This is a genomic window from Escherichia sp. WS1368, from assembly GCF_046487485.1.
Lineage (GTDB): Bacteria > Pseudomonadota > Gammaproteobacteria > Enterobacterales > Enterobacteriaceae > Escherichia > Escherichia coli.
Window position 1 is genome coordinate 473,515 of record NZ_JBJQJI010000002.1, and the last position, 26,989, is coordinate 500,503.

A 26,989-nucleotide genomic window follows, 5' to 3' on the forward strand; every position below is an offset into this window, starting at 1 on the left:
TCTTAATTTTTAACTTATCTATCAATAGATTAAAAAAATACTATTCACCGTGCGAAGTTTCTTTGAAATTAAGATTACGGCCTGAGGCTGTGGATAACTCTGTTTACAAGAGTTTGTCAGAGACAACAAAAACCAGCAATAACGCATCGCGTCGCTGTGGATATTTTATTGAGAGAAGAATTTGGAGCGGGAAACGAGACTCGAACTCGCGACCCCGACCTTGGCAAGGTCGTGCTCTACCAACTGAGCTATTCCCGCTTGGGTGGTCTGTGCTTTACAGCACTTTCAAATTTTGGAGCGGGAAACGAGACTCGAACTCGCGACCCCGACCTTGGCAAGGTCGTGCTCTACCAACTGAGCTATTCCCGCTTAATCTTCGTCTTTCGAACCGCTACTGCCTTGGCTGCCTTCACTCACCTTAGTCACTTACTTTTGTAAGCTCCCAAGGATTCGTTCAGTTGCCGCCTTGTCGCAATTCGAAATACTGCGATTGGGTGGTCTGTGCTTTGCAGCACTTTTCAAATTTTGGAGCGGGAAACGAGACTCGAACTCGCGACCCCGACCTTGGCAAGGTCGTGCTCTACCAACTGAGCTATTCCCGCGTACTACTTAATTTTGCTTTCGTAATTTTCGCATTTCTGCGTCGTTACGGGAGGCGCATTATACGAGAAATCTTTCCCTCTGCAACCCCCCTAAAAAATTTTTTTTGAGTTTTTATCTCAAATGCTGAAATTATCAGCAAGACGTTCAATTTAGCGTCAAAATCACGCCGCCGCAAGTGGATTCCGGCGCTTACGTGACCAGGAAAAATTTTACAGCTTGATAAAATGCTCGCGATAGTAAGCCAGTTCTGCCACCGACTCACGGATATCATCCATCGCCTGATGCGTCCCCTGCTTGGTAAAACCATCAAGAATTTCCGGCTTCCAGCGGCGCGCCAGCTCTTTCAGCGTGCTGACATCGAGATAACGGTAGTGGAAGTAGGCTTCCAGCTCCGGCATGTATTTAAACAGGAAGCGACGATCCTGGCCGATGCTGTTACCGCAAATCGGCGATTTTCCCGCAGGCACCCACTGTTTTAAGAATTCGAGCGTTGCCAGTTCAGCTTCACGATCGCCCATTGTGCTCGCTTTCACGCGCTCCACCAGCCCGCTGGCGGTATGGGTGCGCACGTTCCAGTCATCCATCAGCGCCAGCTGTTCATCAGACTGGTGTACTGCAATGGTCGGCCCTTCTGCCAGAATATTCAGGTTGGCATCGGTCACCAGCGTGGCAATCTCAATAATGCGATCGCGCTCGGGATCCAGACCGGTCATCTCAAGATCGATCCAAATCAGGTTGTTTTCATTGGCACTCATGCTATTTTCCACCCATTCACAGTGACTATATTGATCCACAATTGCGTGTATCATAGATGTTTTGCCCATCAGGGGCGACCAGGAGTCTGTACGATTGAGTAAAAATAAACTCTCCAAAGGCCAGCAGCGCCGCGTGAACGCCAATCACCAGCGTCGTCTTAAAACGTCTAAGGAGAAGCCCGACTACGACGACAATCTGTTTGGCGAGCCTGATGAAGGTATCGTCATCAGCCGCTTTGGTATGCACGCTGATGTGGAATCCGCCGATGGCGACGTTCACCGCTGCAATATTCGCCGTACCATCCGTTCGCTGGTGACCGGCGACCGCGTAGTCTGGCGTCCGGGTAAACCGGCGGCGGAAGGCGTAAATGTCAAAGGGATCGTGGAAGCGGTGCATGAGCGCACCTCGGTGTTGACGCGCCCGGACTTCTACGACGGCGTGAAACCTATTGCCGCCAACATCGACCAGATTGTTATTGTCTCCGCCATTTTGCCGGAGCTGTCGCTCAATATTATCGACCGTTACCTGGTGGCCTGCGAAACCTTGCTGATTGAGCCGATTATTGTGCTCAACAAGATAGACCTGCTGGACGACGAAGGCATGGAGTTCGTCAACGAACAGATGGATATCTACCGCAACATTGGTTATCGCGTATTGATGGTTTCCAGTCATACTCAGGATGGGCTGAAACCGCTGGAAGAGGCGTTGACCGGACGCATCAGCATTTTTGCCGGGCAGTCTGGCGTTGGCAAATCCAGCCTGCTTAACACGTTGCTGGGGCTGCAAAAAGAGATCCTGACCAACGATGTTTCTGACAACTCGGGTCTCGGTCAGCACACCACGACCGCCGCTCGGCTGTATCACTTCCCGCACGGCGGTGATGTGATTGACTCCCCTGGTGTGCGTGAGTTCGGCCTCTGGCACCTGGAGCCGGAACAAATCACTCAGGGCTTTGTCGAATTCCATGACTACTTAGGTCTGTGTAAATATCGCGATTGCAAACACGATACCGATCCGGGCTGCGCTATCCGGGAAGCGGTTGAGGAAGGGAAAATCGCGGAAACCCGTTTCGAAAACTATCACCGTATTCTGGAAAGCATGGCGCAGGTAAAAACGCGTAAAAACTTTTCTGATACGGATGACTGACAATTAAGCTAACCGTCGTTAGAATCGTCCCCTTTTTTTCAGGATCCGGCATGTAGGCCGGATCAGGAACGACAAAACAATGGCCTGGAGGCTACCTTGTTAAATTCATTTAAACTTTCGCTACAGTACATTCTGCCGAAACTATGGCTTACTCGCCTGGCGGGTTGGGGCGCAAGCAAGCGGGCAGGATGGCTGACAAAACTGGTTATCGATCTGTTCGTTAAATACTACAAGGTCGACATGAAAGAGGCGCAAAAGCCGGATACCGCCAGCTACCGCACCTTTAACGAATTCTTTGTCCGTCCGCTGCGTGACGAAGTACGCCCAATCGATACCGATCCGAATGTACTGGTTATGCCTGCCGATGGCGTTATCAGCCAGTTGGGTAAAATCGAAGAAGATAAAATCCTGCAAGCCAAAGGCCACAACTACAGCCTCGAAGCCCTGCTGGCAGGCAACTATCTGATGGCGGACCTGTTCCGCAACGGTACGTTTGTGACCACTTACCTCTCCCCACGTGACTACCACCGCGTACACATGCCGTGCAACGGTATTCTGCGTGAAATGATCTACGTGCCGGGCGATCTCTTCTCCGTTAACCATCTCACCGCTCAGAACGTGCCGAATCTGTTTGCCCGTAACGAACGCGTGATCTGCCTGTTCGATACCGAATTTGGCCCGATGGCGCAGATTCTGGTCGGTGCGACGATTGTAGGCAGCATTGAGACGGTCTGGGCGGGCACCATTACGCCGCCGCGCGAAGGCATCATCAAGCGCTGGACCTGGCCTGCCGGGGAAAACGACGGTTCTGTGGCACTGCTGAAAGGCCAGGAAATGGGTCGCTTTAAACTCGGTTCCACCGTTATCAACCTGTTTGCACCGGGTAAAGTGAATCTGGTTGAGCAACTGGAAAGCCTGTCTGTTACGAAAATTGGCCAGCCGCTGGCAGTATCTACCGAAACCTTTGTTACGCCAGACGCTGAACCCGCCCCGCTTTCTGCTGAAGAGATCGAAGCAGAACACGACGCCAGCCCATTGGTTGACGATAAAAAAGACCAGGTCTAATCCATCAAAGGAAACGCTGACGTGCGCCTGATTATCACTTTTCTGATGGCCTGGTGCCTCAGTTGGGGGGCGTACGCCGCGACGGCCCCCGATAGCAAACAAATCTCACAAGAACTGGAGCAGGCAAAAGCGGCGAAACCCGCGCAACCGGAAGTCGTAGAGGCGCTCCAGTCTGCCTTAAATGCGCTTGAGGAACGGAAAGGTTCCCTTGAGCGCATCAAGCAATATCAAGAAGTCATTGATAATTATCCGAAACTCTCCGCTACTCTGCGCGCGCAATTAAACAACATGCGTGACGAGCCGCGCAGCGTGTCACCGGGAATGTCTACCGACGCGCTGAATCAGGAAATTCTCCAGGTCAGCAGCCAGTTGCTGGATAAAAGCCGTCAGGCCCAGCAAGAGCAGGAACGCGCCCGCGAGATTGCCGATTCGCTGAATCAACTGCCGCAACAGCAAACCGATGCCCGCCGTCAGTTAAATGAAATCGAGCGCCGCCTGGGGACGCTTACCGGCAATTCCCCGCTCAATCAGGCACAAAATTTCGCGTTGCAGTCTGACTCCGCACGCCTGAAAGCGCTCGTCGATGAACTGGAACTGGCGCAGCTGTCCGCCAATAACCGCCAGGAATTAGCGCGCTTACGCTCAGAGCTGGCGGAAAAAGAGAGCCAGCAACTGGATGCGTATTTGCAGGCCTTACGTAATCAGTTGAACAGCCAACGTCAGCTTGAGGCGGAGCGGGCGCTGGAAAGTACCGAATTGCTGGCAGAAAACAGCGCCGATTTGCCGAAAGACATCGTCGCGCAATTCAAAATTAACCGCGAACTATCAGCGGCGCTGAATCAACAGGCGCAGCGGATGGATCTCGTTGCCTCGCAACAGCGTCAGGCTGCCAGCCAGACGTTACAGGTCCGGCAAGCGTTGAATACGCTGCGTGAACAGTCGCAATGGCTGGGATCGTCCAATCTGCTCGGCGAAGCGTTGCGGGCGCAGGTGGCACGGCTGCCGGAAATGCCAAAACCACAACAGCTTGATACCGAAATGGCGCAGTTGCGTGTGCAACGGTTACGTTATGAGGATCTGCTTAATAAACAGCCGCAGCTACGGCAAATCCATCAGGCCGACGGTCAGCCGCTGACCGCCGAGCAAAACCGTATTCTGGAAGCACAGCTACGCACTCAGCGTGAGTTGCTGAACTCATTGTTGCAGGGTGGAGACACGCTACTACTGGAACTGACCAAGCTGAAAGTCTCCAACGGGCAACTGGAGGATGCGCTGAAAGAGGTGAATGAAGCGACGCACCGCTATCTGTTCTGGACCTCTGACGTGCGCCCGATGACCATCGCCTGGCCGCTGGAAATCGCCCAGGATCTGCGTCGTCTCATTTCGCTGGACACCTTCAGTCAGTTGGGCAAAGCCAGTGTGATGATGCTGACCAGTAAAGAGACAATTTTACCGCTGTTTGGCGCGTTGATTCTGGTCGGTTGCAGTATTTACTCACGCCGCTATTTCACCCGTTTTCTTGAACGTTCGGCGGCGAAAGTCGGCAAAGTGACTCAGGATCACTTCTGGCTGACGTTACGCACTCTTTTCTGGTCGATTCTCGTCGCGTCACCGCTACCGGTGCTGTGGATGACGCTGGGTTACGGCTTGCGCGAGGCGTGGCCTTATCCGCTGGCGGTCGCGATTGGTGATGGCGTAACGGCCACCGTGCCGCTGCTGTGGGTAGTGATGATTTGCGCCACCTTTGCCCGCCCGAACGGCTTGTTTATCGCTCATTTTGGCTGGCCGCGCGAACGGGTTTCCCGTGGGATGCGCTACTACCTGATGAGCATCGGGCTTATTGTGCCGCTGATTATGGCGCTGATGATGTTCGATAACCTCGACGACCGTGAATTCTCCGGTTCGCTGGGACGGCTTTGCTTTATCCTCATTTGCGGTGCGCTGGCGGTGGTCACTCTCAGTCTGAAAAAGGCCGGGATCCCGCTGTATCTCAACAAAGAAGGCAGCGGTGACAACATTACCAACCATATGCTGTGGAACATGATGATTGGCGCACCGCTGGTTGCCATTCTGGCGTCGGCGGTGGGTTATCTGGCAACGGCGCAGGCGCTGTTAGCGAGGCTTGAAACCTCGGTTGCCATCTGGTTTTTGCTACTGGTGGTTTATCACGTTATCCGCCGCTGGATGCTGATCCAACGCCGCAGGCTGGCGTTTGACCGGGCGAAGCATCGCCGGGCAGAGATGTTAGCGCAACGTGCGCGTGGCGAAGAGGAAGCACATCATCACAGTAGCCCGGAAGGGGCAATTGAAGTCGATGAAAGCGAAGTCGATCTCGATGCCATCAGTGCGCAGTCCTTGCGGCTGGTGCGCTCAATTTTGATGTTGATCGCCCTGCTTTCGGTCATTGTGCTGTGGTCAGAAATCCATTCCGCTTTCGGCTTCCTCGAAAATATTTCGCTGTGGGATGTCACCTCCACGGTACAGGGCGTAGAAAGTCTGGAGCCGATTACCCTCGGTGCGGTGCTGATTGCCATTCTGGTGCTTATCATCACCACGCAGCTGGTGCGCAACCTGCCCGCGCTGCTGGAACTGGCGATTTTGCAGCACCTGGATTTAACGCCGGGTACAGGTTACGCCATCACCACCATCACCAAATATCTGCTGATGCTGATTGGCGGGCTGGTCGGCTTCTCAATGATTGGTATTGAGTGGTCGAAATTGCAGTGGCTGGTCGCCGCGCTCGGTGTTGGTCTCGGTTTTGGTTTGCAGGAAATTTTCGCCAACTTTATCTCTGGCCTGATCATCCTGTTCGAAAAACCGATTCGCATTGGCGATACGGTAACGATCCGCGATCTTACTGGTAGCGTGACGAAAATTAACACCCGCGCCACCACCATCAGCGACTGGGACCGTAAAGAGATAATCGTGCCGAACAAGGCGTTTATTACCGAGCAGTTTATCAACTGGTCGCTCTCTGACTCGGTCACGCGCGTGGTGTTGACGATTCCGGCCCCTGCCGATGCCAACAGTGAAGAAGTGACGGAAATCCTGCTCACCGCAGCGCGTCGCTGCTCGCTGGTGATCGACAACCCGGCACCGGAAGTCTTCCTGGTGGATCTGCAACAGGGGATTCAGATTTTCGAGCTGCGTATTTACGCCGCTGAGATGGGTCACCGTATGCCGCTACGCCATGAGATCCACCAGCTAATTCTGGCAGGCTTCCATGCCCACGGTATCGATATGCCATTCCCGCCCTTCCAGATGCGTCTGGAAAGCCTGAATGGTAAACAAACGGGGAGAACATTAACTTCTGCGGGCAAAGGTCGTCAGGCGGGAAGTTTGTAAGGTTTTGTGCCGGATGAACCCATCCGGCTCACAAACAAAACTGATAGCGCAGAAAAAACTGCCACAGCCAGTAGCCGAAAATAGCCAGCGCGGTGGCGTACATAAACCAGCCGCGTTTTTTTCGCCACAAAGCGAACCAGAGAAAAGGGAAAAAGAGCGGTAACGTCATTATCACACCGACATCGCGAGTATCGTCATCTTCGAGATACATCAAAACATCACAGACGTTGTTAATCCCGCGTCCATCAATCATCCACTCTTTGTCCAGCGCGGAGGTAATGGTTATCCAGAGGAACGCCACAATGAACCAGATGCAGCACAAGACAAACATGCGCGCACTCATGAGATAACCCGTAGTTTAATTTCGCTATAGCACATACGAAATCCCACTAATTCCCTGTCATTGCGCCCTATCGTCAGACAGACGATAGGGCATCGGGTTATTCCACCACCCACTGCGGATTTTTTGCCACTCTGCTGCAATAGTTCTGGTAAATCGCCATCGCTAACAGCGAGAAGAAGACAGGGCCGCCAATCATCCACAATGTGCTGTCCCAGTCTCCGGCTTCAACCACAGGTTGAATGATGGTGAAGACGTTCGCAAATGTCACCACCAGAACGACAACCACCGTCGCAATCATTGCCGACATACGCGTTTTGAAAATCACAAATGGTCTGTCGAGATCCTGACGTGCTTTAAAGAATGGGAAAGCCAGCGCGAGGAACAGGTAAGGAAGCGTCATAGACACGTTCGCCATCAGCGTCAGCTTGTTAAAGAACGCCGATGCGGTACCGCCACCAAACGAAACCAGCAGGATGAAGACAGTAACCAACCCGCACTGCATCCACATGGCGATAGACGGCATCCCCATCGCATTCAGGCGCGTCATCGGTTCCGGCCACAACGCTTTCGGCGTCCCCTGGATGATGGCTTTCAGCGGTGAATAGCAAAGCGTAAAGAACGCACCGGTATAAGCGAGGAACATCGAAAGTCCGGTAATACGCGCAAACCATACGCCCAGCGACAATGACGCTTCTGGTGACAAATGCAGTGCGTTACCCAGCGTCACCCCGAGGCTCTTCATCAGCACATAGGTAATATTGCCGAGGTTAACGGAACCATTACTTAATACCTGCTGCCAGTTTGTGCTGACGCCCCATAAAAATATTGCCAGCGAATAACCGATTGAAATAACAATAGCGGCAAAAACAATACCTTTGGCAAAGTTCTTTTCTGGATTTTCCGTTTTATCGACCAGACCACCAACCGCTTCAATTCCGCCATAGGCAAAAATAGCAAATACCACAAACGATAGCATTGCCAGACCGGACTGATAACCTGGGTTCGGTGATGCAAGGAAATTAATATCCTGCGCGAAATGCCCACCATTTAATAACAAAATAGTAATGCTTACTAACAGCAATACTAAATTCAGACACATTACTGCAATACCGCCCACCGCAGTAATGCGGGCAATTTTATTAATCCCCTTTGAAGCAACGACGGTGACCAGAATCATCCATGCCACTGCCAGCAGACCAACCACCTGCGTAGGCTCCAGTCCGGTAATACGCCAGTGCTGGGTCATGTCGCTACCATAGAGGAATGTTGAGAACGGAACCCAAACTTTCGCGGAGGTACTCACCATCCAGATGATATAAGAGGAAAACCACATAAATGTACCAATGAAGGCAAAACGTGGTCCGACACTATTATTCATCCAGGAATAGATACCACCTTCTTCTTTGCGATAAGCAGCTCCCATTTCAGCCATCATTAAGGCGAATGGAATAAAGAATAACAATGCAGAAAATATATAAAAGGGAATCGCACTATAACCCATTAAGTAATAAGCCGATGGGCTATTGGCAAATCCAAATACGGAAGTAAAGATCATCAATATGAGTCCTATCAGACTCATCTTTTTTATCGTGTGAGGCATGAAACCATCCTTCATTTCAGCGCGTGTATAAAACGCGCCCACTGAACTGCACTGCCCAACATTGAGCGGGCAGCGTAAAAACCAATACAGAATTGATACCTGGATGATATCAAATATCCAGTCTTAAATTGTGGCCTTTAGCGGAAAAATGAAAACATATGCTACAGAATGGCGCTTATCACGCCATTCTTCGCGGTTAATTCAGTAATTTTTCAGAATTATGCCCGGTCAACGCTAAAGGCGATGACTTCAGCCAGTGTCTCCGCGCCCAGCGCCAACATCACCAGACGATCAACGCCTAATGCCACGCCGGAACAGTCAGGCATACCGACTTTCAAGGCTTCAATCAGATTCTGGTCAATGGGGTGCTGCGGCAAACCGCGCGCCGCGCGCTTACGGTTATCTTGTTCAAAGCGTTGTTGCTGCTCACGGGCATCCGTCAATTCATGGAAACCATTCGCCAGCTCAATACCTTTATAATAAACCTCAAAGCGTTCAGCGACCCGATGATCTTCGGTACTGATTTGCGCCAGTGATGCCTGGCTGGCCGGAAAGTGGTACACAAAGGTCGGTTTTTCTTTGCCAATATTTGGCTCTACGCCAAAGGTAAACAGCAGTTGTAGCAGCGTGTCGCGGTCTTCTTCGGTATCGGCAACGTTGCTCAAATCCAGTTTCGCTGCCACTTCCCGCAGTTGCGTTTTGTCAGCAGAGAGTGGGTCAATTTCCAGATAACGCAAGAAAGCTTGTTGATAAGAAAGGCTTTCTGCTGCCGGGCAGTCCAGCACCTGTTGTAAGAGATCGTCCACCTCGTTCATCAACCGGTACATATCATAGTGCGGTCGATACCACTCAAGCATAGTGAACTCAGGGTTGTGATAACGCCCCATCTCTTCATTACGGAAGCTGCGGCACAGCTGGAATACCGGCCCACAACCAGCAACCAGCAGGCGTTTCATATGGTATTCCGGGCTGGTCATTAACCAGAGATTCATCCCCTGCGAATGCCCGGGGCCTACGAAACGTGTCTCAAACGGGACCAAATGAATATCGGTTACCGTCGCCTGGCTCATACAAGGCGTCTCCACCTCCAGCACTCCACGATCGGCAAAGAAACGACGGATCTCCGCCATAATCGTCGCGCGTTTTAATAAGTTAGGAATGGATGCGCTCGGCTGCCAGGATGCCGTTTCGCTCATAGTTAAATCTCCAGTTTTTGACAAGGGCACGAAGTCTACTCGCAACGCGACGGCGAGACAAATTTTACGCAGGAATCAAACAAGGGTGGGCAGTGACTAAAAAAAGCACGATCTGATGGTTTAGTAATTAAATTAATCATCTTCAGTGATAATTTAGCCCTCTTGCGCACTAAAAAAATCGATCTCGTCAAATTTCAGACTTATCCATCAGACTATACTGTTGTACCTATAAAGGAGCAGTGGAATAGCGTTCGCAGACCGTAACTTTCAGGCACTTACCCTGAAGTACGTGGCTGTGGGATAAAAACAATCTGGAGGAATGTCGTGCAAACCTTTCAAGCCGATCTTGCCATTGTAGGCGCCGGTGGCGCGGGATTACGTGCTGCAATTGCTGCCGCGCAGGCAAATCCAAATGCAAAAATCGCACTAATCTCAAAAGTATACCCGATGCGTAGCCATACCGTTGCTGCAGAAGGGGGCTCCGCCGCTGTCGCGCAGGATCATGACAGCTTCGAATATCACTTTCACGATACAGTAGCGGGTGGCGACTGGTTGTGTGAGCAGGATGTCGTGGATTATTTCGTCCACCACTGCCCAACCGAAATGACCCAACTGGAACTGTGGGGGTGCCCATGGAGCCGTCGCCCGGATGGTAGCGTCAACGTACGTCGCTTCGGCGGCATGAAAATCGAGCGTACCTGGTTCGCCGCCGATAAGACCGGCTTCCATATGCTGCACACGCTGTTCCAGACCTCTCTGCAATTCCCGCAGATCCAGCGTTTTGACGAACATTTCGTGCTGGATATTCTGGTTGATGATGGTCATGTTCGCGGCCTGGTAGCAATGAACATGATGGAAGGCACGCTGGTGCAGATCCGTGCTAACGCGGTCGTTATGGCTACCGGCGGTGCGGGTCGCGTTTATCGTTACAACACCAACGGCGGCATCGTTACCGGTGACGGTATGGGTATGGCGCTAAGCCACGGCGTTCCGCTGCGTGACATGGAATTCGTTCAGTATCACCCAACCGGTCTGCCAGGTTCCGGTATCCTGATGACCGAAGGCTGCCGCGGTGAAGGCGGTATTCTGGTCAACAAAAATGGCTACCGTTATCTGCAAGATTACGGCATGGGCCCGGAAACTCCGCTGGGCGAGCCGAAAAACAAATATATGGAACTGGGTCCACGCGACAAAGTTTCTCAGGCCTTCTGGCACGAATGGCGTAAAGGCAACACCATCTCCACGCCTCGTGGCGATGTGGTTTATCTCGACCTGCGTCACCTCGGCGAGAAAAAACTGCATGAACGTCTGCCGTTCATCTGCGAACTGGCGAAAGCGTACGTTGGCGTCGATCCGGTTAAAGAACCGATTCCGGTACGTCCGACCGCACACTACACCATGGGCGGTATCGAAACCGATCAGAACTGTGAAACCCGCATTAAAGGTCTGTTCGCCGTGGGTGAATGTTCCTCTGTTGGTCTGCACGGTGCAAACCGTCTGGGCTCCAACTCCCTGGCGGAACTGGTGGTCTTCGGCCGTCTGGCCGGTGAACAAGCGACAGAGCGTGCAGCAACTGCCGGTAATGGCAACGAAGCGGCAATTGAAGCGCAGGCAGCTGGCGTTGAACAACGTCTGAAAGATCTGGTTAACCAGGATGGCGGCGAAAACTGGGCGAAGATCCGCGACGAAATGGGCCTGGCTATGGAAGAAGGTTGCGGTATCTACCGTACGCCGGAACTGATGCAGAAAACCATCGACAAGCTGGCTGAGCTGCAGGAACGCTTCAAGCGCGTGCGCATCACCGACACCTCCAGCGTGTTCAACACCGACCTGCTCTACACCATTGAACTGGGCCACGGTCTGAACGTTGCTGAATGTATGGCGCACTCCGCAATGGCACGTAAAGAGTCCCGCGGCGCACACCAGCGTCTGGACGAAGGTTGCACCGAGCGTGACGACGTCAACTTCCTCAAACACACCCTCGCCTTCCGCGATGCTGATGGCACGACTCGCCTGGAGTACAGCGACGTGAAGATTACTACGCTGCCGCCAGCTAAACGTGTTTACGGTGGCGAAGCGGATGCAGCCGATAAGGCGGAAGCAGCCAATAAGAAGGAGAAGGCGAATGGCTGAGATGAAAAACCTGAAAATTGAGGTGGTGCGCTATAACCCGGAAGTCGATACCGCACCGCATAGCGCATTCTATGAAGTGCCTTATGACGCAACTACCTCATTACTGGATGCGCTGGGCTACATCAAAGACAACCTGGCACCGGACCTGAGCTACCGCTGGTCCTGCCGTATGGCGATTTGTGGTTCCTGCGGCATGATGGTTAACAACGTGCCAAAACTGGCATGTAAAACCTTCCTGCGTGATTACACCGACGGTATGAAGGTTGAAGCGTTAGCTAACTTCCCGATTGAACGCGATCTGGTGGTCGATATGACCCACTTCATCGAAAGTCTGGAAGCGATCAAACCGTACATCATCGGCAACTCCCGCACCGCGGATCAGGGTACTAACATCCAGACCCCGGCGCAGATGGCCAAGTATCACCAGTTTTCCGGTTGCATCAACTGTGGTCTGTGCTACGCCGCGTGCCCGCAGTTTGGCCTGAACCCAGAGTTCATCGGTCCGGCTGCCATTACGCTGGCGCATCGTTACAACGAAGATAGCCGCGACCACGGTAAGAAGGAGCGTATGGCGCAGTTGAACAGCCAGAACGGCGTATGGAGCTGTACTTTCGTGGGCTACTGCTCCGAAGTCTGCCCGAAACACGTCGATCCGGCTGCGGCCATTCAGCAGGGCAAAGTAGAAAGTTCGAAAGATTTTCTTATCGCGACCCTGAAACCACGCTAAGGAGTGCAACATGACGACTAAACGTAAACCGTATGTACGGCCAATGACGTCCACCTGGTGGAAAAAATTGCCGTTTTATCGCTTTTACATGCTGCGCGAAGGCACGGCGGTTCCGGCTGTGTGGTTCAGCATTGAACTGATTTTCGGGCTGTTTGCCCTGAAAAATGGCCCGGAAAGCTGGGCGGGATTCGTCGACTTTTTACAAAACCCGGTTATTGTGATCATTAACCTGATCACTCTGGCGGCAGCTCTGCTGCACACCAAAACCTGGTTTGAACTGGCACCGAAAGCGGCCAATATCATTGTAAAAGACGAAAAAATGGGACCAGAGCCAATTATCAAAAGTCTCTGGGCGGTAACTGTGGTTGCCACCATCGTAATCCTGTTTGTTGCCCTGTACTGGTAAGGAGCCTGAGATGATTAATCCAAATCCAAAGCGTTCTGACGAACCGGTATTCTGGGGCCTCTTCGGGGCCGGTGGTATGTGGAGCGCAATTATTGCGCCGGTGATGATCCTGCTGGTGGGTATTCTGCTGCCGCTGGGGCTGTTTCCGGGTGATGCACTGAGCTACGAGCGCGTTCTGGCGTTCGCGCAGAGCTTCATTGGTCGCGTATTCCTGTTCCTGATGATCGTTCTGCCGCTGTGGTGTGGTTTACACCGTATGCACCACGCGATGCACGATCTGAAAATCCACGTACCTGCGGGCAAATGGGTTTTCTACGGTCTGGCTGCTATCCTGACAGTTGTCACGCTGATTGGTGTCGTTACAATCTAACGCATCGCCAATGTAAATCCGGCCCGCCTATGGCGGGCCGTTTTGTATGGAAACCAGACCCTATGTTCAAAATGACGCTCTGCGCCTTATTAATTACCGCCTCTTGCTCCACATTTGCTGCCCCTCAACAAATCAACGATATTGTGCATCGCACAATAACCCCGCTTATAGAGCAACAAAAGATCCCCGGTATGGCGGTGGCGGTAATTTATCAGGGTAAACCTTATTACTTTACCTGGGGCTATGCGGACATCGCCAAAAAGCAGCCCGTCACACAGCAAACGTTGTTTGAGTTAGGCTCGGTCAGCAAAACATTTACGGGCGTACTTGGTGGCGACGCTATTGCACGAGGGGAAATCAAGTTAAGCGATCCCGCGACAAAATACTGGCCTGAACTTACCGCTAAACAATGGAATGGGATCACACTATTACATCTCGCAACCTACACCGCTGGCGGCCTGCCATTGCAGGTGCCGGATGAGGTGAAATCCTCAAGCGACTTGCTGCGCTTCTATCAAAACTGGCAACCTGCATGGGCTCCAGGAACACAACGTCTGTATGCCAACTCCAGTATCGGTTTGTTCGGCGCACTGGCTGTGAAGCCGTCTGGTTTGAGTTTTGAGCAGGCGATGCAAACTCGTGTCTTCCAGCCACTCAAACTCACTCATACGTGGATTAATGTGCCGTCCGCAGAAGAAAAGAATTACGCCTGGGGATATCGCGAAGGTAAGGCAGTGCATGTTTCGCCAGGGGCGTTAGATGCTGAAGCTTATGGTGTGAAGTCGACCATTGAAGATATGGCCCGCTGGGTGCAAAGCAATTTAAAACCCCTTGATATCACTGAGAAAACGCTTCAACAAGGGATACAACTGGCACAATCTCGCTACTGGCAAACCGGCGATATGTATCAGGGCCTGGGCTGGGAAATGCTGGACTGGCCGGTAAATCCTGACATCATCATTAACGGCAGTGACAATAAAATTGCACTGGCAGCACGCCCCGTAAAAGCGATTACGCCCCCAGCTCCTGCAGTGCGCGCATCATGGGTACATAAAACGGGGGCGACCGGCGGATTTGGTAGCTATGTTGCGTTTATTCCAGAAAAAGAGCTGGGTATCGTGATGCTGGCTAACAAAAACTATCCCAATCCAGCGAGAGTCGCCGCCGCCTGGCAGATTCTCAACGCTCTACAGTAAAATTTCATCGGGTCCGAATTTTCGGACCTTTTCTGCGCTTTTCCTTGCTGTCATCTACACTTAGAAAAAACCAGTAAGGAAACATTTATGCGCCTGCTCCCTCTCGTTGCCGCAGCGACAGCTGCATTTCTGGTGGTTGCCTGTAGTTCTCCCACACCACCGCGTGGCGTGACCGTGGTAAATAATTTCGATACCAAACGCTATCTGGGTACATGGTATGAGATTGCCCGTTTTGATCACCGTTTTGAACGCGGGCTGGAGAAAGTGACCGCGACGTATAGCCTGCGGGATGACGGCGGCCTGAATGTCATTAATAAAGGCTATAACCCGGACAGAGAGATGTGGCAGCAGAGTGAAGGAAAAGCCTACTTTACTGGAGATCCGCGTCGCGCAGCCCTGAAAGTGTCGTTCTTTGGGCCATTCTACGGCGGTTATAATGTCATCGCGCTCGACCGGGAGTACCGCCACGCGCTGGTTTGCGGCCCGGACCGCGACTACCTGTGGATACTCTCTCGCACGCCAACCATTTCTGACGAAGTGAAACAGGAGATGCTGGCAATCGCGACCCGGGAAGGGTTTGATATCAGTAAGTTTATTTGGGTACAGCAACCCGGTAGTTAATGAGTGCTGAGTTTCAGACCAATAATCCCCAATACGATTAACGCCAGACTCGCCAGGCGCATCGGGTTAGCGGACTCGCCGAGCAGCACAATGCCGGTGATGGCCGCGCCGACTGCGCCAATACCCGTCCACACGGCATAAGCCGTCCCTACTGGTAACGATTTCATCGCCCAGGCAAGTAGCGCCATACTGACAATCATCGCCGTCACAGTAATAACACTTGGCGTCAAACGACTAAAGCCGTGGGTATATTTCAGGCCAACGGCCCATACCACTTCCAGCAGACCAGCAATAACTAAGATAATCCAGGACATATCAGGCTCCGGAGAATTGGGGCCGTCCCCGGTGAAAAGAGGCGTTTGCAGGTCGTCCTGCAAAGCTGATGGTTGAACGGATATTTTGCCAGGTGGCAGGGGAATTTCAACTATTACCTTTGTGACTATCGCAAAAAAACAAACGGCACGACATAACTGTCGTACCGTTATTGCTTACTGCTGCGCTTTCGTTGCTGCGCCAGAAATCGCGTTACCGCCATCAGAAATGTCTTCACCAACGCCACGCGTGGTGTTGCAGGCAGTTAATACTGTTGAAAGCACCAGAACAGAAAAGATCGCTGCAATTGTCTTCTTCACCATAACGTCTTCCTTTTAGGTAATGTTATTTATGTTTGCCTATAGCAAATTAATAATAGACAACATCACCAAAAATGATGGAAATCTGATGATTTTTCGGAAGAGAAGAAAAATTAGCTGGCAGCGCGGGAGATGGAATTACCGAGATGTTTAATGTCTTCACCAAAACCGCGAGCGGTATTACAGCCCGTGAGCAGCGCACTGGCAAGCAAAACAAGAACGATAAGGCGTTTCATCATCTCTGGCCTGAATAAGTGATGGTGCAGCCTGCAGGCCGCACCACAACCGCATTACTTCACGCGAGAGACGTATTCACCAGAGCGGGTATCCACTTTGATGACTTCGCCGATCTGCACGAACAGCGGAACTTTAACCACAGCGCCAGTAGACAGGGTAGCCGGTTTGCCGCCAGTACCTGCGGTATCACCTTTCAGGCCCGGATCGGTATCCACGATTTCCAGTTCAACGAAGTTCGGCGGAGTAACGGAGATCGGCTGACCATTCCACAGAGTTACGATACACTCTGCCTGATCCAGCAGCCATTTCGCGTTGTCGCCAATTGCTTTTGCATCAGCAGACAGCTGCTCGAAAGTTTCGTTGTTCATGAAGTGCCAGAACTCACCGTCGTTGTACAGGTAAGTCAGGTTCATATCGACAACATCAGCGCCTTCAGCGGAATCAGTAGATTTGAAGGTTTTTTCTACGCGAGTACCGGTCAGCAGACGACGCAGTTTAACGCGAGCAAATGCCTGGCCTTTACCCGGTTTTACGAATTCACTCGCTTCAACCGCGTAAGGTTCGCCGTCTAACATGATTTTAAGACCAGCACGAAAATCGTTGCTATAGTACGTTGCCATAAGGCCCTCTGAAATTTGTTAATTGGTAGCTAAGCCACAAAATGGCGCATATTGTAACCCTAAATACCCCATCCAGAGAAGATTGGTTAACGCAACTTGCCGATGTTGTGACCGATCCTGATGAACTTCTGCGTCTTTTGAATATAGACGCGGACGAAAAACTGTTGGCCGGACGCAGCGCCAAAAAGCTTTTTGCCCTGCGTGTGCCCCGCTCATTTATCGATCGCATGGAGAAAGGCAATCCGGACGATCCTCTTTTGCGTCAGGTACTTACCTCGCAAGATGAGTTTGTCGTCGCGCCCGGATTCTCCACCGACCCACTGGAAGAACAGCACAGCGTAGTGCCTGGTTTGTTGCATAAATACCACAACCGGGCGCTTTTGCTGGTCAAAGGCGGCTGCGCGGTAAATTGCCGCTATTGCTTCCGTCGCCACTTCCCCTATGCCGAAAATCAGGGCAACAAGCGTAACTGGCAAACTGCACTTGAGTATGTTGCTGCGCATCCGGAACTGGACGAGATGATTTTCTCCGGCGGCGATCCGCTGATGGCGAAAGATCACGAGCTGGACTGGTTGCTCACACAACTGGAAGCCATCCCGCATATCAAACGTCTGCGGATTCACAGCCGTCTGCCGATTGTGATCCCGGCACGCATCACAGATGCGCTGGTTGAACGCTTTTCACATTCTACGCTGCAAATCTTGCTGGTGAATCACATCAACCATGCCAATGAGATAGATGAAACATTCCGTCAGGCGATGGCTAAGTTGCGCCGGGTAGGCGTTACTTTGCTCAACCAGAGCGTTCTGTTACGTGGCGTGAACGATAACGCACAAACGCTGGCAAACCTGAGTAATGCGTTGTTCGATGCCGGCGTGATGCCGTATTACCTGCATGTGCTCGATAAGGTACAGGGCGCGGCGCATTTTATGGTGAGTGATGACGAAGCACGGCAGATTATGCGTGAGTTGCTGACACTGGTGTCGGGATATCTGGTGCCTAAACTGGCGCGAGAAATTGGCGGCGAACCCAGCAAAACGCCGCTGGATCTCCAGCTACGCCAGCAGTAACTGATTAAACAGGGAAGTTTAATCTTTGCACGTTGCATAACCTTTAATTATTCATATACATTGCTGTTATTACTTTTTATATAACCAACACCAATAATTAACCTTTCTTTTCTGTTTATATAGAGTGAGCACGGCTATTTATGTTATTTTAACAACTATTACTACCAAGCCCATTTATCTGGCTTATAAATTAAAATTAATTATTTAATTGAGAAATGGTTAGGGAGAACCTACATGGCCATAAGCATCAAGGGTGTTAATACCGGTGTTATTCGCAAGAGTAATAATTTCATTGCACTGGCGCTGAAAATTAAAGAGCCTCGCAATAAAGAATCGTTGTTCTTTCTGTCTGTCATGGAACTGCGCGACCTTCTGATTGCGCTGGAAAGCCGTCTGCATCAAAAGCATAAACTGGATGCTGCTGCACGCCTTCAGTATGAGCAAGCTCGCGATAAAGTCATTAAGAAAATGGCAGAAAATATCCCAGAAATTCTGGTTGATGAGCTTAAAAATGCCGATATTAATCGTCGGGTTAACACGCTGGAACTTACCGATAATCAGGGTGAAAATCTTACCTTCGTATTAACGCTACATGACGGTAGCAAATGTGAGTTAGTCATCAATGAATTGCAGATTGAAATGCTGGCGCGAGCAATCATTCATGCAATTAATAATGCGGAAATGCGTGAACTGGCATTACGTATTACCTCACTGTTAGATTTCCTGCCGTTATACGACGTTGACTGCCAGGACAATGGCAATCTGGAATATGACACCTATTCCCAACCGGAATGGAAACATAACTTGTTCAACCATTATCTGGCGGTGCTTTACCGCTTTAAAGATGAAAGTGGCAAAGAACAATTTAGCGGCGCAGTGGTGAAAACGCGTGAAGCAACGCCGGGTAAAGAAGTGGAGGCGATCACTCGCCGAATGCTTGATTTCAGCCCCCGACTGAAAAAACTCGCGGGTGTGCCATGTCAGGTCTATGTTCGCACCGTAGCGGCAAATAACGCCCAACCGCTAACCCAGGATCAATGCTTACGCGCGCTGCATCACTTACGTGTTCAATCCACCAGCAAAACTGCACCACAGGCGAAATAATCCCATCTGTTTTACTACGAGGCTGGAAGTATCCAGCCTCTGGATCCCATCAGTTCGGGCACTTATATACCTGGCCGATAATCTGGCTATCCGTCGGGACAAAACTGGACAACATCCCCTGCGACGGGCTGCTGATGCCATAAATCACGTTACCGCCCATTGCAGCCGCCTGGTTGCGCAGATCGTTTGCTGCGCCGCGCATAGAACCGCCCTCTTCACCGTGTTGCCCGGAAAGCCAGTTGCTTTGCTTACCTGTCGCAGTACCAATCAGCTGGCACTCTGCGCCTGGCTGCTCGTCCACAATGCGTACACTCTGACCGGCAGCACTCAATTCGTTGCTGGAGCTACAACCCGCCATCAGTAGCGCGGCACCGACAATCCCTGCTAAGTATTTTACGTGCATGTTATTCCCCATAATCAATGAGCTGGACGCCACTCGCGTCGTCCGTGTCTGAATCTTATACTAGAAAGATGACCAAAAGAAAAACCCCCAGACATTTCTGCCCGGGGGTTTGTTTATTTCTGCGAGGTGCAGGGCAATTACATCATGCCGCCCATGCCACCCATGCCGCCCATACCGCCAGCAGCGCCTAAGTCAGCTGCATCGTTTTTCGGCAGGTCGGTAACCATGCACTCGGTGGTGATCATCAGGCCAGCCACAGAAGCCGCGTACTGCAGAGCAGAACGGGTTACTTTGGTTGGATCCAGGATACCCATGTCGATCATGTTGCCGTATTCTTCGGTTGCTGCGTTGTAACCGTAGTTACCGTCGCCGCCTTTAACGGTGTTAGCAACAACAGACGGTTCTTCGCCGCAGTTCAGGACGATCTGACGCAGCGGAGCTTCCATTGCACGCAGTGCAACTTTGATACCCACGTTCTGGTCTTCGTTCTGACCACGCAGGTCAGCCAGTTTAGACGCTACGCGGATCAGCGCAACACCACCACCAGCAACCACGCCTTCTTCTACCGCAGCACGGGTCGCGTGCAGGGCGTCTTCAACGCGTGCTTTTTTCTCTTTCATTTCAACTTCGGTAGCAGCACCTACTTTGATAACTGCAACGCCGCCTGCCAGTTTCGCTACGCGCTCCTGCAGTTTTTCACGGTCGTAGTCAGAAGTTGCTTCTTCAATCTGCTGACGGATCTGAGCAACACGGCCCTGGATTGCAGCTTCTTCACCCACGCCATCGATGATGGTGGTAGTGTCTTTGTTGATCACAACACGTTTAGCCTGACCCAGGTCTTCCAGGGTTGCTTTTTCCAGCTCCATACCGATCTCTTCAGAGATTACGGTACCGCCAGTCAGGGTTGCGATATCCTGCAGCATAGCTTTACGACGATCGCCGAAGCCCGGAGCTTTAACCGCAGCAACTTTCACGATGCCACGCATGGTGTTAACAACCAGAGTTGCCAGCGCTTCGCCTTCTACATCTTCAGCGATGATCAGCAGCGGTTTGCCTGCTTTGGCAACAGCTTCCAGAACCGGCAGCATTTCGCGGATGTTGGAGATTTTCTTGTCAGCCAGCAGGATGAACGGGCTTTCCAGTTCTACTGCGCCAGTTTCCGGCTTGTTGATGAAGTAAGGAGACAGGTAGCCACGGTCGAACTGCATACCTTCAACCACGTCCAGTTCGTCCTGCAGACCGGTACCGTCTTCAACGGTGATAACGCCTTCTTTACCGACTTTGTCCATCGCTTCAGCGATCAGTTTACCTACGGTTTCGTCGGAGTTAGCGGAGATGGTACCAACCTGAGCAATCGCTTTAGAGTCAGAGCACGGTACGGACAGCGCTTTCAGTTCTTCAACTGCAGCGGTAACAGCTTTGTCGATACCACGTTTCAGGTCCATCGGGTTCATGCCCGCAGCAACAGCTTTCAGACCTTCAGTGATGATAGCCTGAGCCAGTACGGTTGCAGTGGTGGTACCGTCGCCTGCAGCGTCGTTCGCTTTAGAGGCAACTTCTTTCACCATCTGCGCACCCATGTTTTCGAACTTATCTTCCAGTTCGATTTCACGAGCAACGGAAACACCATCTTTGGTGATGGTCGGTGCACCGAAAGATTTATCCAGAACTACGTTACGGCCTTTCGGACCGAGGGTAACTTTCACTGCATCTGCCAGTACGTTTACGCCGCGCAGCATTTTCACACGAGCGTCGTTACCGAATTTTACGTCTTTAGCTGCCATTATCTTTATTCCTTAAATTCGTATGTTCAGTGTCGTGCGCGGATTACGCTTCAACAATTGCCAGAATGTCGCTTTCGGACATGATCAACACTTCTTCATTGTCGATCTTCTCAGATTTCACACCGTAGCCATCGTTGAAAATAACGATGTCGCCAACTTTCACATCCAGCGGCTTCACTTCGCCATTTTCAAGGATACGGCCATTGCCGACAGCCAGCACTTCGCCGCGGGTGGATTTAGCCGCTGCAGAGCCGGTCAGAACGATGCCGCCAGCAGATTTAGTTTCAACTTCTTTACGCTTGACGATCACGCGATCATGCAATGGACGAATATTCATTGATAACTCTCCTTTGAGAAAGTCCGTATCTGTTATGGGTGACGCCGGAGCTTACGTGGTTTCCCGGCTGGTGACCAGAGAAATGGGGATGAGGCTTCGCCCCTTCAAGGGGGAAAAAGAAAAAAAATTCTGATCAGCACAAAATCGGGTGAAAACCCTGATTCACCTCACATTTCATCGCAATTTCTTCATCACCGTCATAAGCGAATCTGATTGTGCTACCATCGAAAATCTACGCAGTTGCCCATAATTTGGGCGCAATCGGACATCAACCCATGAGTGGACTCAAACAAGAACTGGGACTGGCCCAGGGCATTGGCCTGCTATCGACGTCATTATTAGGCACTGGCGTGTTTGCCGTTCCTGCGTTAGCTGCGCTGGTAGCGGGCAATAACAGCCTGTGGGCGTGGCCCGTTTTGATTATCTTAGTGTTCCCGATTGCGATTGTGTTTGCGATTCTGGGTCGCCACTATCCCAGCGCAGGCGGCGTCGCGCACTTCGTCGGTATGGCGTTTGGTTCGCGGCTTGAGCGAGTCACCGGCTGGCTGTTTTTATCAGTCATTCCCGTGGGTTTGCCTGCCGCACTACAAATTGCAGCCGGATTCGGCCAGGCAATGTTTGGCTGGCATAGCTGGCAACTGTTGTTGGCAGAACTCGGTACGCTGGCGCTGGTGTGGTATATCGGTACTCGCGGTGCCAGTTCCAGTGCTAATCTACAAACAGTTATTGCCGGACTTATCGTCGCGCTGATTGTCGCTATCTGGTGGGCGGGCGATATCAAACCTGCGAATATCCCCTTCCCTGCACCTGGTAATATCGAACTTACCGGGTTATTTGCTGCGTTATCAGTGATGTTCTGGTGCTTTGTCGGTCTGGAAGCATTTGCCCATCTTGCCTCGGAATTTAAAAATCCAGAGCGTGATTTTCCTCGTGCTTTGATGATTGGTCTGCTGCTGGCAGGATTAGTCTACTGGGGCTGTACGGTAGTCGTCTTACACTTCGACGCCTATGGTGAACAAATGGCGGCAGCAGCATCGCTTCCAAAAATTGTAGTGCAACTGTTCGGTGTAGGAGCGTTATGGATTGCCTGCGTGATTGGCTATCTGGCCTGCTTTGCCAGTCTCAACATTTATATACAGAGCTTCGCCCGCCTGGTCTGGTCGCAGGCGCAACATAATCCTGACCACTACCTGGCACGCCTCTCTTCTCGTCATATCCCGAATAATGCCCTCAATGCGGTGCTCGGCTGCTGCGTGGTGAGCACGTTGGTGATTCATGCTTTAGGGATCAATCTGGACGCACTTATCATCTATGCCAATGGCATCTTTATTATGATTTATCTGTTATGCATGCTGGCAGGCTGTAAATTATTGCAAGGACGTTATCGACTACTGGCGGTGGTTGGCGGGCTGTTATGCGTTCTGTTACTGGCAATGGTCGGCTGGAAAAGTCTCTATGCGCTGATCATGCTGGCGGGGTTATGGCTGTTTCTGCCAAAACGAAAAACGCCGGAAAATGGCATAACCACATAATCCGGCGTTTCGGCATTAATCCTGGCGATCGTCTTTATGATCAAGGCGGTCGCGGTCATCATCCTTTCGCTGGTACTCACCATCAAAAGTATTACCGCCACCGGTCCCGGCGCTAAAACCGCCGCCTGGCATGCGAGAAAAGCGCAAATGCGGCATCAACTTCACTGTCAGATGCTTTTGCACCGGCGGTAATAAAAGCAGAAGACCGAGGAAGTCGGTGAAAAAGCCCGGTAATAAAAGCAGCAAACCGGCAATGATCAGCGAAACACTTTTAATCATCTCCGCCGCTGGGTTTTCACCCGCCGCCATTTTTTGCTGCATCAGCACGAAATTCTTAAAGCCCTGGTTACGTACCAGTGACATACCGATAACTGACGTGAATATAACCAGCACGAGGGTCAGCAATACCCCCAATACATGGGCAACCTGAATAAAGATTGAAATCTCAATATAGACATAAAGGAAAATGGCAATAAAAGGTAACCAGCGCAAAGGTTTCTCCTGTAATAGCAGCCGGTTAACCCCGGCTACCTGAATGGGTTGCGAATCGCGTTTAGCTTATATTGTGGTCATTAGCAAAATTTCAAGATGTTTGCGCAACTATTTTTGGTAGTAATCCCAAAGCGGTGATCTATTTCACAAATTAATAATTAAGGGGTAAAAACCGACACTTAAAGTGATCCAGATTACGGTAGAAATCCTCAAGCAGCATATGATCTCGGGTATTCGGTCGATGCAGGGGATAATCGTCGGTCGAAAAACATTCGAAACCACATATATTCTGTGTGTTTAAAGCAAATCATTGGCAGCTTGAAAAAGAAGGTTCACATGTCAAACAACATTCGTATCGAAGAAGATCTGTTGGGTACCAGGGAAGTTCCAGCTGATGCCTACTATGGTGTTCACACTCTGAGAGCGATTGAAAACTTCTATATCAGCAACAACAAAATCAGTGATATTCCTGAATTTGTTCGCGGTATGGTAATGGTTAAAAAAGCCGCAGCTATGGCAAACAAAGAGCTGCAAACCATTCCTAAAAGTGTAGCGAATGCCATCATTGCCGCATGTGATGAAGTCCTGAACAACGGAAAATGCATGGATCAGTTCCCGGTAGACGTCTACCAGGGCGGCGCAGGTACTTCCGTAAACATGAACACCAACGAAGTGCTGGCCAATATCGGTCTGGAACTGATGGGTCACCAGAAAGGTGAATATCAGTACCTGAACCCGAACGACCATGTTAACAAATGTCAGTCCACTAACGACGCCTACCCGACCGGTTTCCGTATCGCAGTTTACTCTTCCCTGATTAAGCTGGTAGATGCGATTAACCAACTGCGTGAAGGCTTTGAACGTAAAGCTGTCGAATTCCAGGACATCCTGAAAATGGGTCGTACCCAGCTGCAGGACGCAGTACCGATGACCCTCGGTCAGGAATTCCGCGCTTTCAGCATCCTGCTGAAAGAAGAAGTGAAAAATATCCAACGTACCGCTGAACTGCTGCTGGAAGTTAACCTTGGCGCAACAGCAATCGGTACTGGTCTGAACACGCCGAAAGAGTACTCTCCGCTGGCAGTGAAAAAACTGGCTGAAGTCACTGGCTTCCCATGCGTACCGGCTGAAGACCTGATCGAAGCGACCTCTGACTGCGGCGCTTATGTTATGGTTCACGGCGCGCTGAAACGCCTGGCTGTGAAGATGTCCAAAATCTGTAACGACCTGCGCTTGCTCTCTTCTGGCCCACGTGCCGGCCTGAACGAGATCAACCTGCCGGAACTGCAGGCGGGCTCTTCCATCATGCCAGCTAAAGTAAACCCGGTTGTTCCGGAAGTGGTTAACCAGGTATGCTTCAAAGTCATCGGTAACGACACCACTGTTACCATGGCAGCAGAAGCAGGTCAGCTGCAGTTGAACGTTATGGAGCCGGTCATTGGCCAGGCCATGTTTGAATCCGTTCACATTCTGACCAACGCTTGCTACAACCTGCTGGAAAAATGCATTAACGGCATCACTGCTAACAAAGAAGTGTGCGAAGGTTACGTTTACAACTCTATCGGTATCGTTACTTACCTGAACCCGTTCATCGGTCACCACAACGGTGACATCGTGGGTAAAATCTGTGCCGAAACCGGTAAGAGTGTACGTGAAGTCGTTCTGGAACGCGGTCTGTTGACTGAAGCGGAACTTGACGATATTTTCTCCGTACAGAATCTGATGCACCCGGCTTACAAAGCAAAACGCTATACTGATGAAAGCGAACAGTAATCGTACAGGGTAGTACAAATAAAAAAGGCACGTCAGATGACGTGCCTTTTTTCTTGTGAGCAGTAACTTAAAAATAACAATCTAATATCAACTTGTTAAAAAACAAGGAAGGCTAATATGCTAGTTGTAGAACTCATCATAGTTTTGCTGGCGATCTTCTTGGGCGCCAGATTGGGGGGAATAGGTATTGGTTTTGCAGGCGGATTGGGGGTGCTGGTTCTTGCCGCTATTGGCGTTAAACCCGGTAACATCCCGTTCGATGTCATTTCCATTATCATGGCGGTTATCGCCGCTATTTCTGCCATGCAGGTTGCTGGCGGTCTGGACTATCTGGTTCATCAGACAGAAAAGCTGCTGCGCCGTAACCCGAAATACATCACGATCCTCGCACCGATCGTGACCTATTTCCTGACAATCTTTGCTGGTACTGGCAACATCTCTCTGGCGACACTGCCAGTTATCGCTGAAGTTGCGAAGGAACAAGGCGTTAAACCTTGCCGTCCGCTGTCTACTGCAGTGGTATCCGCGCAGATTGCGATCACCGCATCGCCAATCTCAGCGGCAGTGGTTTACATGTCTTCCGTAATGGAAGGTCATGGCATCAGCTACCTCCATCTGCTCTCCGTGGTCATCCCGTCCACCCTGCTGGCGGTTCTGGTGATGTCCTTCCTGGTCACTATGCTGTTCAACTCCAAACTCTCTGACGATCCGATTTATCGCAAGCGTCTGGAAGAGGGCCTGGTTGAACTGCGCGGTGAAAAGCAGATTGAAATCAAATCCGGTGCAAAAACGTCCGTCTGGCTGTTCCTGCTGGGCGTAGTTGGCGTTGTTATCTATGCAATCATCAACAGCCCAAGCATGGGTCTGGTTGAAAAACCGCTGATGAACACCACCAACGCAATCCTGATCATCATGCTCAGCGTTGCAACTCTGACCACCGTTATCTGTAAAGTCGATACCGACAACATCCTCAACTCCAGCACCTTCAAAGCAGGTATGAGCGCCTGTATTTGTATCCTGGGTGTTGCATGGCTGGGCGATACTTTCGTTTCCAACAACATCGACTGGATCAAAGATACCGCTGGTGAAGTGATTCAGGGTCATCCGTGGCTGCTGGCCGTCATCTTCTTCTTTGCGTCTGCTCTGCTGTACTCTCAGGCTGCAACCGCAAAAGCACTGATGCCGATGGCTCTGGCACTGAACGTTTCTCCGCTGACCGCTGTTGCTTCTTTCGCTGCGGTGTCTGGTCTGTTCATTCTGCCGACCTACCCGACGCTGGTTGCTGCGGTACAGATGGATGACACGGGTACTACCCGTATCGGTAAATTCGTCTTCAACCATCCGTTCTTCATCCCGGGTACTCTGGGTGTTGCCCTGGCCGTTTGCTTCGGCTTCGTGCTGGGTAGCTTCATGCTGTAATGACCAATCGCGGGGCTTCAGGCCCCGCTTTCTTTCCCGCCGACTAACATCCTTCCCCCGTCCGTTGTATAGTGACCTC

The 26,989-nt window shown here is 51.2% G+C and carries 26 protein-coding genes and 3 tRNA genes; 14 read left to right on the plus strand and 15 right to left on the minus strand.

Features of this window, described 5'->3' with window-relative positions:
* Nucleotides 1-182: 182 nt before the first annotated feature.
* The 4 genes from ACJHYD_RS07925 to orn form a co-directional block, all read right to left on the minus strand.
* A tRNA-Gly gene (locus tag ACJHYD_RS07925) sits at nucleotides 183-258 on the minus strand.
* 35 nt (nucleotides 259-293) lie between these two features.
* Nucleotides 294-369 (minus strand) — tRNA-Gly (locus ACJHYD_RS07930).
* A gap of 157 nt (nucleotides 370-526) precedes the next feature.
* Nucleotides 527-602: transfer RNA gene (locus ACJHYD_RS07935), tRNA-Gly, on the minus strand.
* Nucleotides 603-812: 210 nt separating this feature from the next.
* Nucleotides 813-1,358: an oligoribonuclease gene (gene orn, locus ACJHYD_RS07940; protein WP_001295188.1), complete on the minus strand. Its 546-nt coding sequence runs from the start codon at nucleotides 1,356-1,358 to the stop codon at nucleotides 813-815.
* Between the two features lie 94 nt (nucleotides 1,359-1,452).
* Here orn and rsgA point away from each other — a divergent pair, with 94 nt between their 5' ends.
* The 3 genes from rsgA (at nucleotide 1,453) to mscM (ending at nucleotide 6,915) form a co-directional block, all read left to right on the plus strand.
* Nucleotides 1,453-2,505 carry a small ribosomal subunit biogenesis GTPase RsgA gene (gene rsgA / locus ACJHYD_RS07945; RefSeq protein ID WP_000041959.1) on the plus strand — a complete coding sequence of 351 codons (1,053 nt, stop codon included), beginning with the start codon at nucleotides 1,453-1,455 and terminating at the stop codon, nucleotides 2,503-2,505.
* A 96-nt stretch (nucleotides 2,506-2,601) separates the two neighbouring features.
* Complete coding sequence (asd, locus tag ACJHYD_RS07950) at nucleotides 2,602-3,570, plus strand: archaetidylserine decarboxylase (protein WP_000934925.1); 969 nt, start codon at nucleotides 2,602-2,604, stop codon at nucleotides 3,568-3,570.
* Nucleotides 3,571-3,591: 21 nt separating this feature from the next.
* Nucleotides 3,592-6,915 carry a miniconductance mechanosensitive channel MscM gene (mscM, locus tag ACJHYD_RS07955; RefSeq protein ID WP_001550481.1) on the plus strand — a complete coding sequence of 1,108 codons (3,324 nt, stop codon included), beginning with the start codon at nucleotides 3,592-3,594 and terminating at the stop codon, nucleotides 6,913-6,915.
* A gap of 28 nt (nucleotides 6,916-6,943) precedes the next feature.
* Here the strand turns inward: mscM and ACJHYD_RS07960 are convergent, their stop codons facing one another.
* The 3 genes from ACJHYD_RS07960 to epmA form a co-directional block, all read right to left on the minus strand.
* Complete coding sequence (locus tag ACJHYD_RS07960) at nucleotides 6,944-7,258, minus strand: YjeO family protein (protein ID WP_001276175.1); 315 nt, start codon at nucleotides 7,256-7,258, stop codon at nucleotides 6,944-6,946.
* A 97-nt stretch (nucleotides 7,259-7,355) separates the two neighbouring features.
* On the minus strand, nucleotides 7,356-8,858 hold the full coding sequence (gene yjeM, locus ACJHYD_RS07965) for a glutamate/gamma-aminobutyrate family transporter YjeM (protein WP_019842468.1): 1,503 nt from the start codon (nucleotides 8,856-8,858) through the stop codon (nucleotides 7,356-7,358).
* Nucleotides 8,859-9,076: 218 nt separating this feature from the next.
* Nucleotides 9,077-10,054 (minus strand): elongation factor P--(R)-beta-lysine ligase, encoded by a 978-nt coding sequence (gene epmA / locus ACJHYD_RS07970; protein ID WP_001550479.1) that lies wholly within the window; start codon nucleotides 10,052-10,054, stop codon nucleotides 9,077-9,079.
* A 324-nt stretch (nucleotides 10,055-10,378) separates the two neighbouring features.
* Here epmA and frdA point away from each other — a divergent pair, with 324 nt between their 5' ends.
* The 6 genes from frdA (at nucleotide 10,379) to blc (ending at nucleotide 15,507) form a co-directional block, all read left to right on the plus strand.
* Nucleotides 10,379-12,187: a fumarate reductase (quinol) flavoprotein subunit gene (frdA, locus tag ACJHYD_RS07975; protein ID WP_001192973.1), complete on the plus strand. Its 1,809-nt coding sequence runs from the start codon at nucleotides 10,379-10,381 to the stop codon at nucleotides 12,185-12,187.
* The gene (gene frdB / locus ACJHYD_RS07980) at nucleotides 12,180-12,914 is read left to right on the plus strand and encodes a fumarate reductase iron-sulfur protein (RefSeq protein ID WP_000829498.1); all 735 of its coding nucleotides are present in this window, start codon (nucleotides 12,180-12,182) and stop codon (nucleotides 12,912-12,914) included. Before frdA ends, frdB begins: the two co-directional genes overlap by 8 nt.
* 10 nt (nucleotides 12,915-12,924) lie before the next feature.
* Entirely contained in the window at nucleotides 12,925-13,320 is a 396-nt protein-coding gene (gene frdC / locus ACJHYD_RS07985) for a fumarate reductase subunit FrdC (protein WP_000208763.1), read from the plus strand.
* Nucleotides 13,321-13,330: 10 nt separating this feature from the next.
* Nucleotides 13,331-13,690 carry a fumarate reductase subunit FrdD gene (gene frdD / locus ACJHYD_RS07990; RefSeq protein WP_000609663.1) on the plus strand — a complete coding sequence of 120 codons (360 nt, stop codon included), beginning with the start codon at nucleotides 13,331-13,333 and terminating at the stop codon, nucleotides 13,688-13,690.
* 62 nt (nucleotides 13,691-13,752) lie between these two features.
* On the plus strand, nucleotides 13,753-14,886 hold the full coding sequence (locus ACJHYD_RS07995) for a BlaEC family class C beta-lactamase (protein WP_001550478.1): 1,134 nt from the start codon (nucleotides 13,753-13,755) through the stop codon (nucleotides 14,884-14,886).
* A gap of 87 nt (nucleotides 14,887-14,973) precedes the next feature.
* The gene (gene blc / locus ACJHYD_RS08000; protein ID WP_001550477.1) at nucleotides 14,974-15,507 is read left to right on the plus strand and encodes a lipocalin Blc; all 534 of its coding nucleotides are present in this window, start codon (nucleotides 14,974-14,976) and stop codon (nucleotides 15,505-15,507) included.
* Here blc and sugE read toward each other — a convergent pair.
* The 4 genes from sugE to efp all read right to left on the minus strand — a co-directional run bounded on the left by sugE (nucleotide 15,504) and on the right by efp (nucleotide 16,996).
* Nucleotides 15,504-15,821, minus strand: a complete 318-nt coding sequence (sugE, locus tag ACJHYD_RS08005) for a quaternary ammonium compound efflux SMR transporter SugE (protein ID WP_000118482.1) — start codon at nucleotides 15,819-15,821, stop codon at nucleotides 15,504-15,506. The genes blc and sugE overlap by 4 nt on opposite strands.
* Nucleotides 15,822-15,995: 174 nt before the next feature.
* Nucleotides 15,996-16,142 (minus strand): lipoprotein toxin entericidin B, encoded by a 147-nt coding sequence (gene ecnB, locus ACJHYD_RS08010; RefSeq protein ID WP_000239596.1) that lies wholly within the window; start codon nucleotides 16,140-16,142, stop codon nucleotides 15,996-15,998.
* Between the two features lie 110 nt (nucleotides 16,143-16,252).
* Nucleotides 16,253-16,378, minus strand: coding sequence for a lipoprotein antitoxin entericidin A (ecnA, locus tag ACJHYD_RS08015; protein WP_000977754.1), 126 nt, complete (start codon nucleotides 16,376-16,378; stop codon nucleotides 16,253-16,255).
* Between the two features lie 51 nt (nucleotides 16,379-16,429).
* Nucleotides 16,430-16,996, minus strand: coding sequence for an elongation factor P (gene efp, locus ACJHYD_RS08020; protein ID WP_000257278.1), 567 nt, complete (start codon nucleotides 16,994-16,996; stop codon nucleotides 16,430-16,432).
* A 41-nt stretch (nucleotides 16,997-17,037) separates the two neighbouring features.
* On the opposite strand from efp, the gene epmB reads away from it, so the two are divergent.
* Both epmB and ACJHYD_RS08030 read left to right on the plus strand, forming a co-directional pair.
* Nucleotides 17,038-18,066, plus strand: coding sequence for an EF-P beta-lysylation protein EpmB (gene epmB / locus ACJHYD_RS08025; RefSeq protein WP_000940514.1), 1,029 nt, complete (start codon nucleotides 17,038-17,040; stop codon nucleotides 18,064-18,066).
* Between the two features lie 234 nt (nucleotides 18,067-18,300).
* Nucleotides 18,301-19,170: a YjeJ family protein gene (locus ACJHYD_RS08030; RefSeq protein ID WP_001008025.1), complete on the plus strand. Its 870-nt coding sequence runs from the start codon at nucleotides 18,301-18,303 to the stop codon at nucleotides 19,168-19,170.
* A 49-nt stretch (nucleotides 19,171-19,219) separates the two neighbouring features.
* On the opposite strand, the gene ACJHYD_RS08035 is transcribed toward ACJHYD_RS08030, so the two are convergent.
* The 3 genes from ACJHYD_RS08035 to ACJHYD_RS08045 form a co-directional block, all read right to left on the minus strand.
* Nucleotides 19,220-19,573, minus strand: a complete 354-nt coding sequence (locus ACJHYD_RS08035; protein WP_000558209.1) for a DUF4156 domain-containing protein — start codon at nucleotides 19,571-19,573, stop codon at nucleotides 19,220-19,222.
* 137 nt (nucleotides 19,574-19,710) lie between these two features.
* Nucleotides 19,711-21,357 (minus strand): chaperonin GroEL, encoded by a 1,647-nt coding sequence (groL, locus tag ACJHYD_RS08040; protein WP_000729117.1) that lies wholly within the window; start codon nucleotides 21,355-21,357, stop codon nucleotides 19,711-19,713.
* Between the two features lie 43 nt (nucleotides 21,358-21,400).
* Entirely contained in the window at nucleotides 21,401-21,694 is a 294-nt protein-coding gene (locus ACJHYD_RS08045) for a co-chaperone GroES (RefSeq protein WP_001026276.1), read from the minus strand.
* Between the two features lie 275 nt (nucleotides 21,695-21,969).
* Here ACJHYD_RS08045 and yjeH point away from each other — a divergent pair, with 275 nt between their 5' ends.
* Complete coding sequence (gene yjeH, locus ACJHYD_RS08050; protein WP_000015844.1) at nucleotides 21,970-23,226, plus strand: L-methionine/branched-chain amino acid transporter; 1,257 nt, start codon at nucleotides 21,970-21,972, stop codon at nucleotides 23,224-23,226.
* Between the two features lie 15 nt (nucleotides 23,227-23,241).
* Here the strand turns inward: yjeH and ACJHYD_RS08055 are convergent, their stop codons facing one another.
* Nucleotides 23,242-23,718: an FxsA family protein gene (locus tag ACJHYD_RS08055; protein WP_001267445.1), complete on the minus strand. Its 477-nt coding sequence runs from the start codon at nucleotides 23,716-23,718 to the stop codon at nucleotides 23,242-23,244.
* 336 nt (nucleotides 23,719-24,054) lie between these two features.
* Here ACJHYD_RS08055 and aspA point away from each other — a divergent pair, with 336 nt between their 5' ends.
* Together aspA and dcuA are read left to right on the plus strand one after the other, a co-directional pair.
* The gene (gene aspA, locus ACJHYD_RS08060; protein WP_000069437.1) at nucleotides 24,055-25,491 is read left to right on the plus strand and encodes an aspartate ammonia-lyase; all 1,437 of its coding nucleotides are present in this window, start codon (nucleotides 24,055-24,057) and stop codon (nucleotides 25,489-25,491) included.
* A gap of 117 nt (nucleotides 25,492-25,608) precedes the next feature.
* A complete protein-coding gene (gene dcuA / locus ACJHYD_RS08065) occupies nucleotides 25,609-26,910 on the plus strand; it encodes an anaerobic C4-dicarboxylate transporter DcuA (RefSeq protein WP_000961959.1) in 1,302 nt (433 codons plus the stop codon).
* Nucleotides 26,911-26,989: the final 79 nt, after the last annotated feature.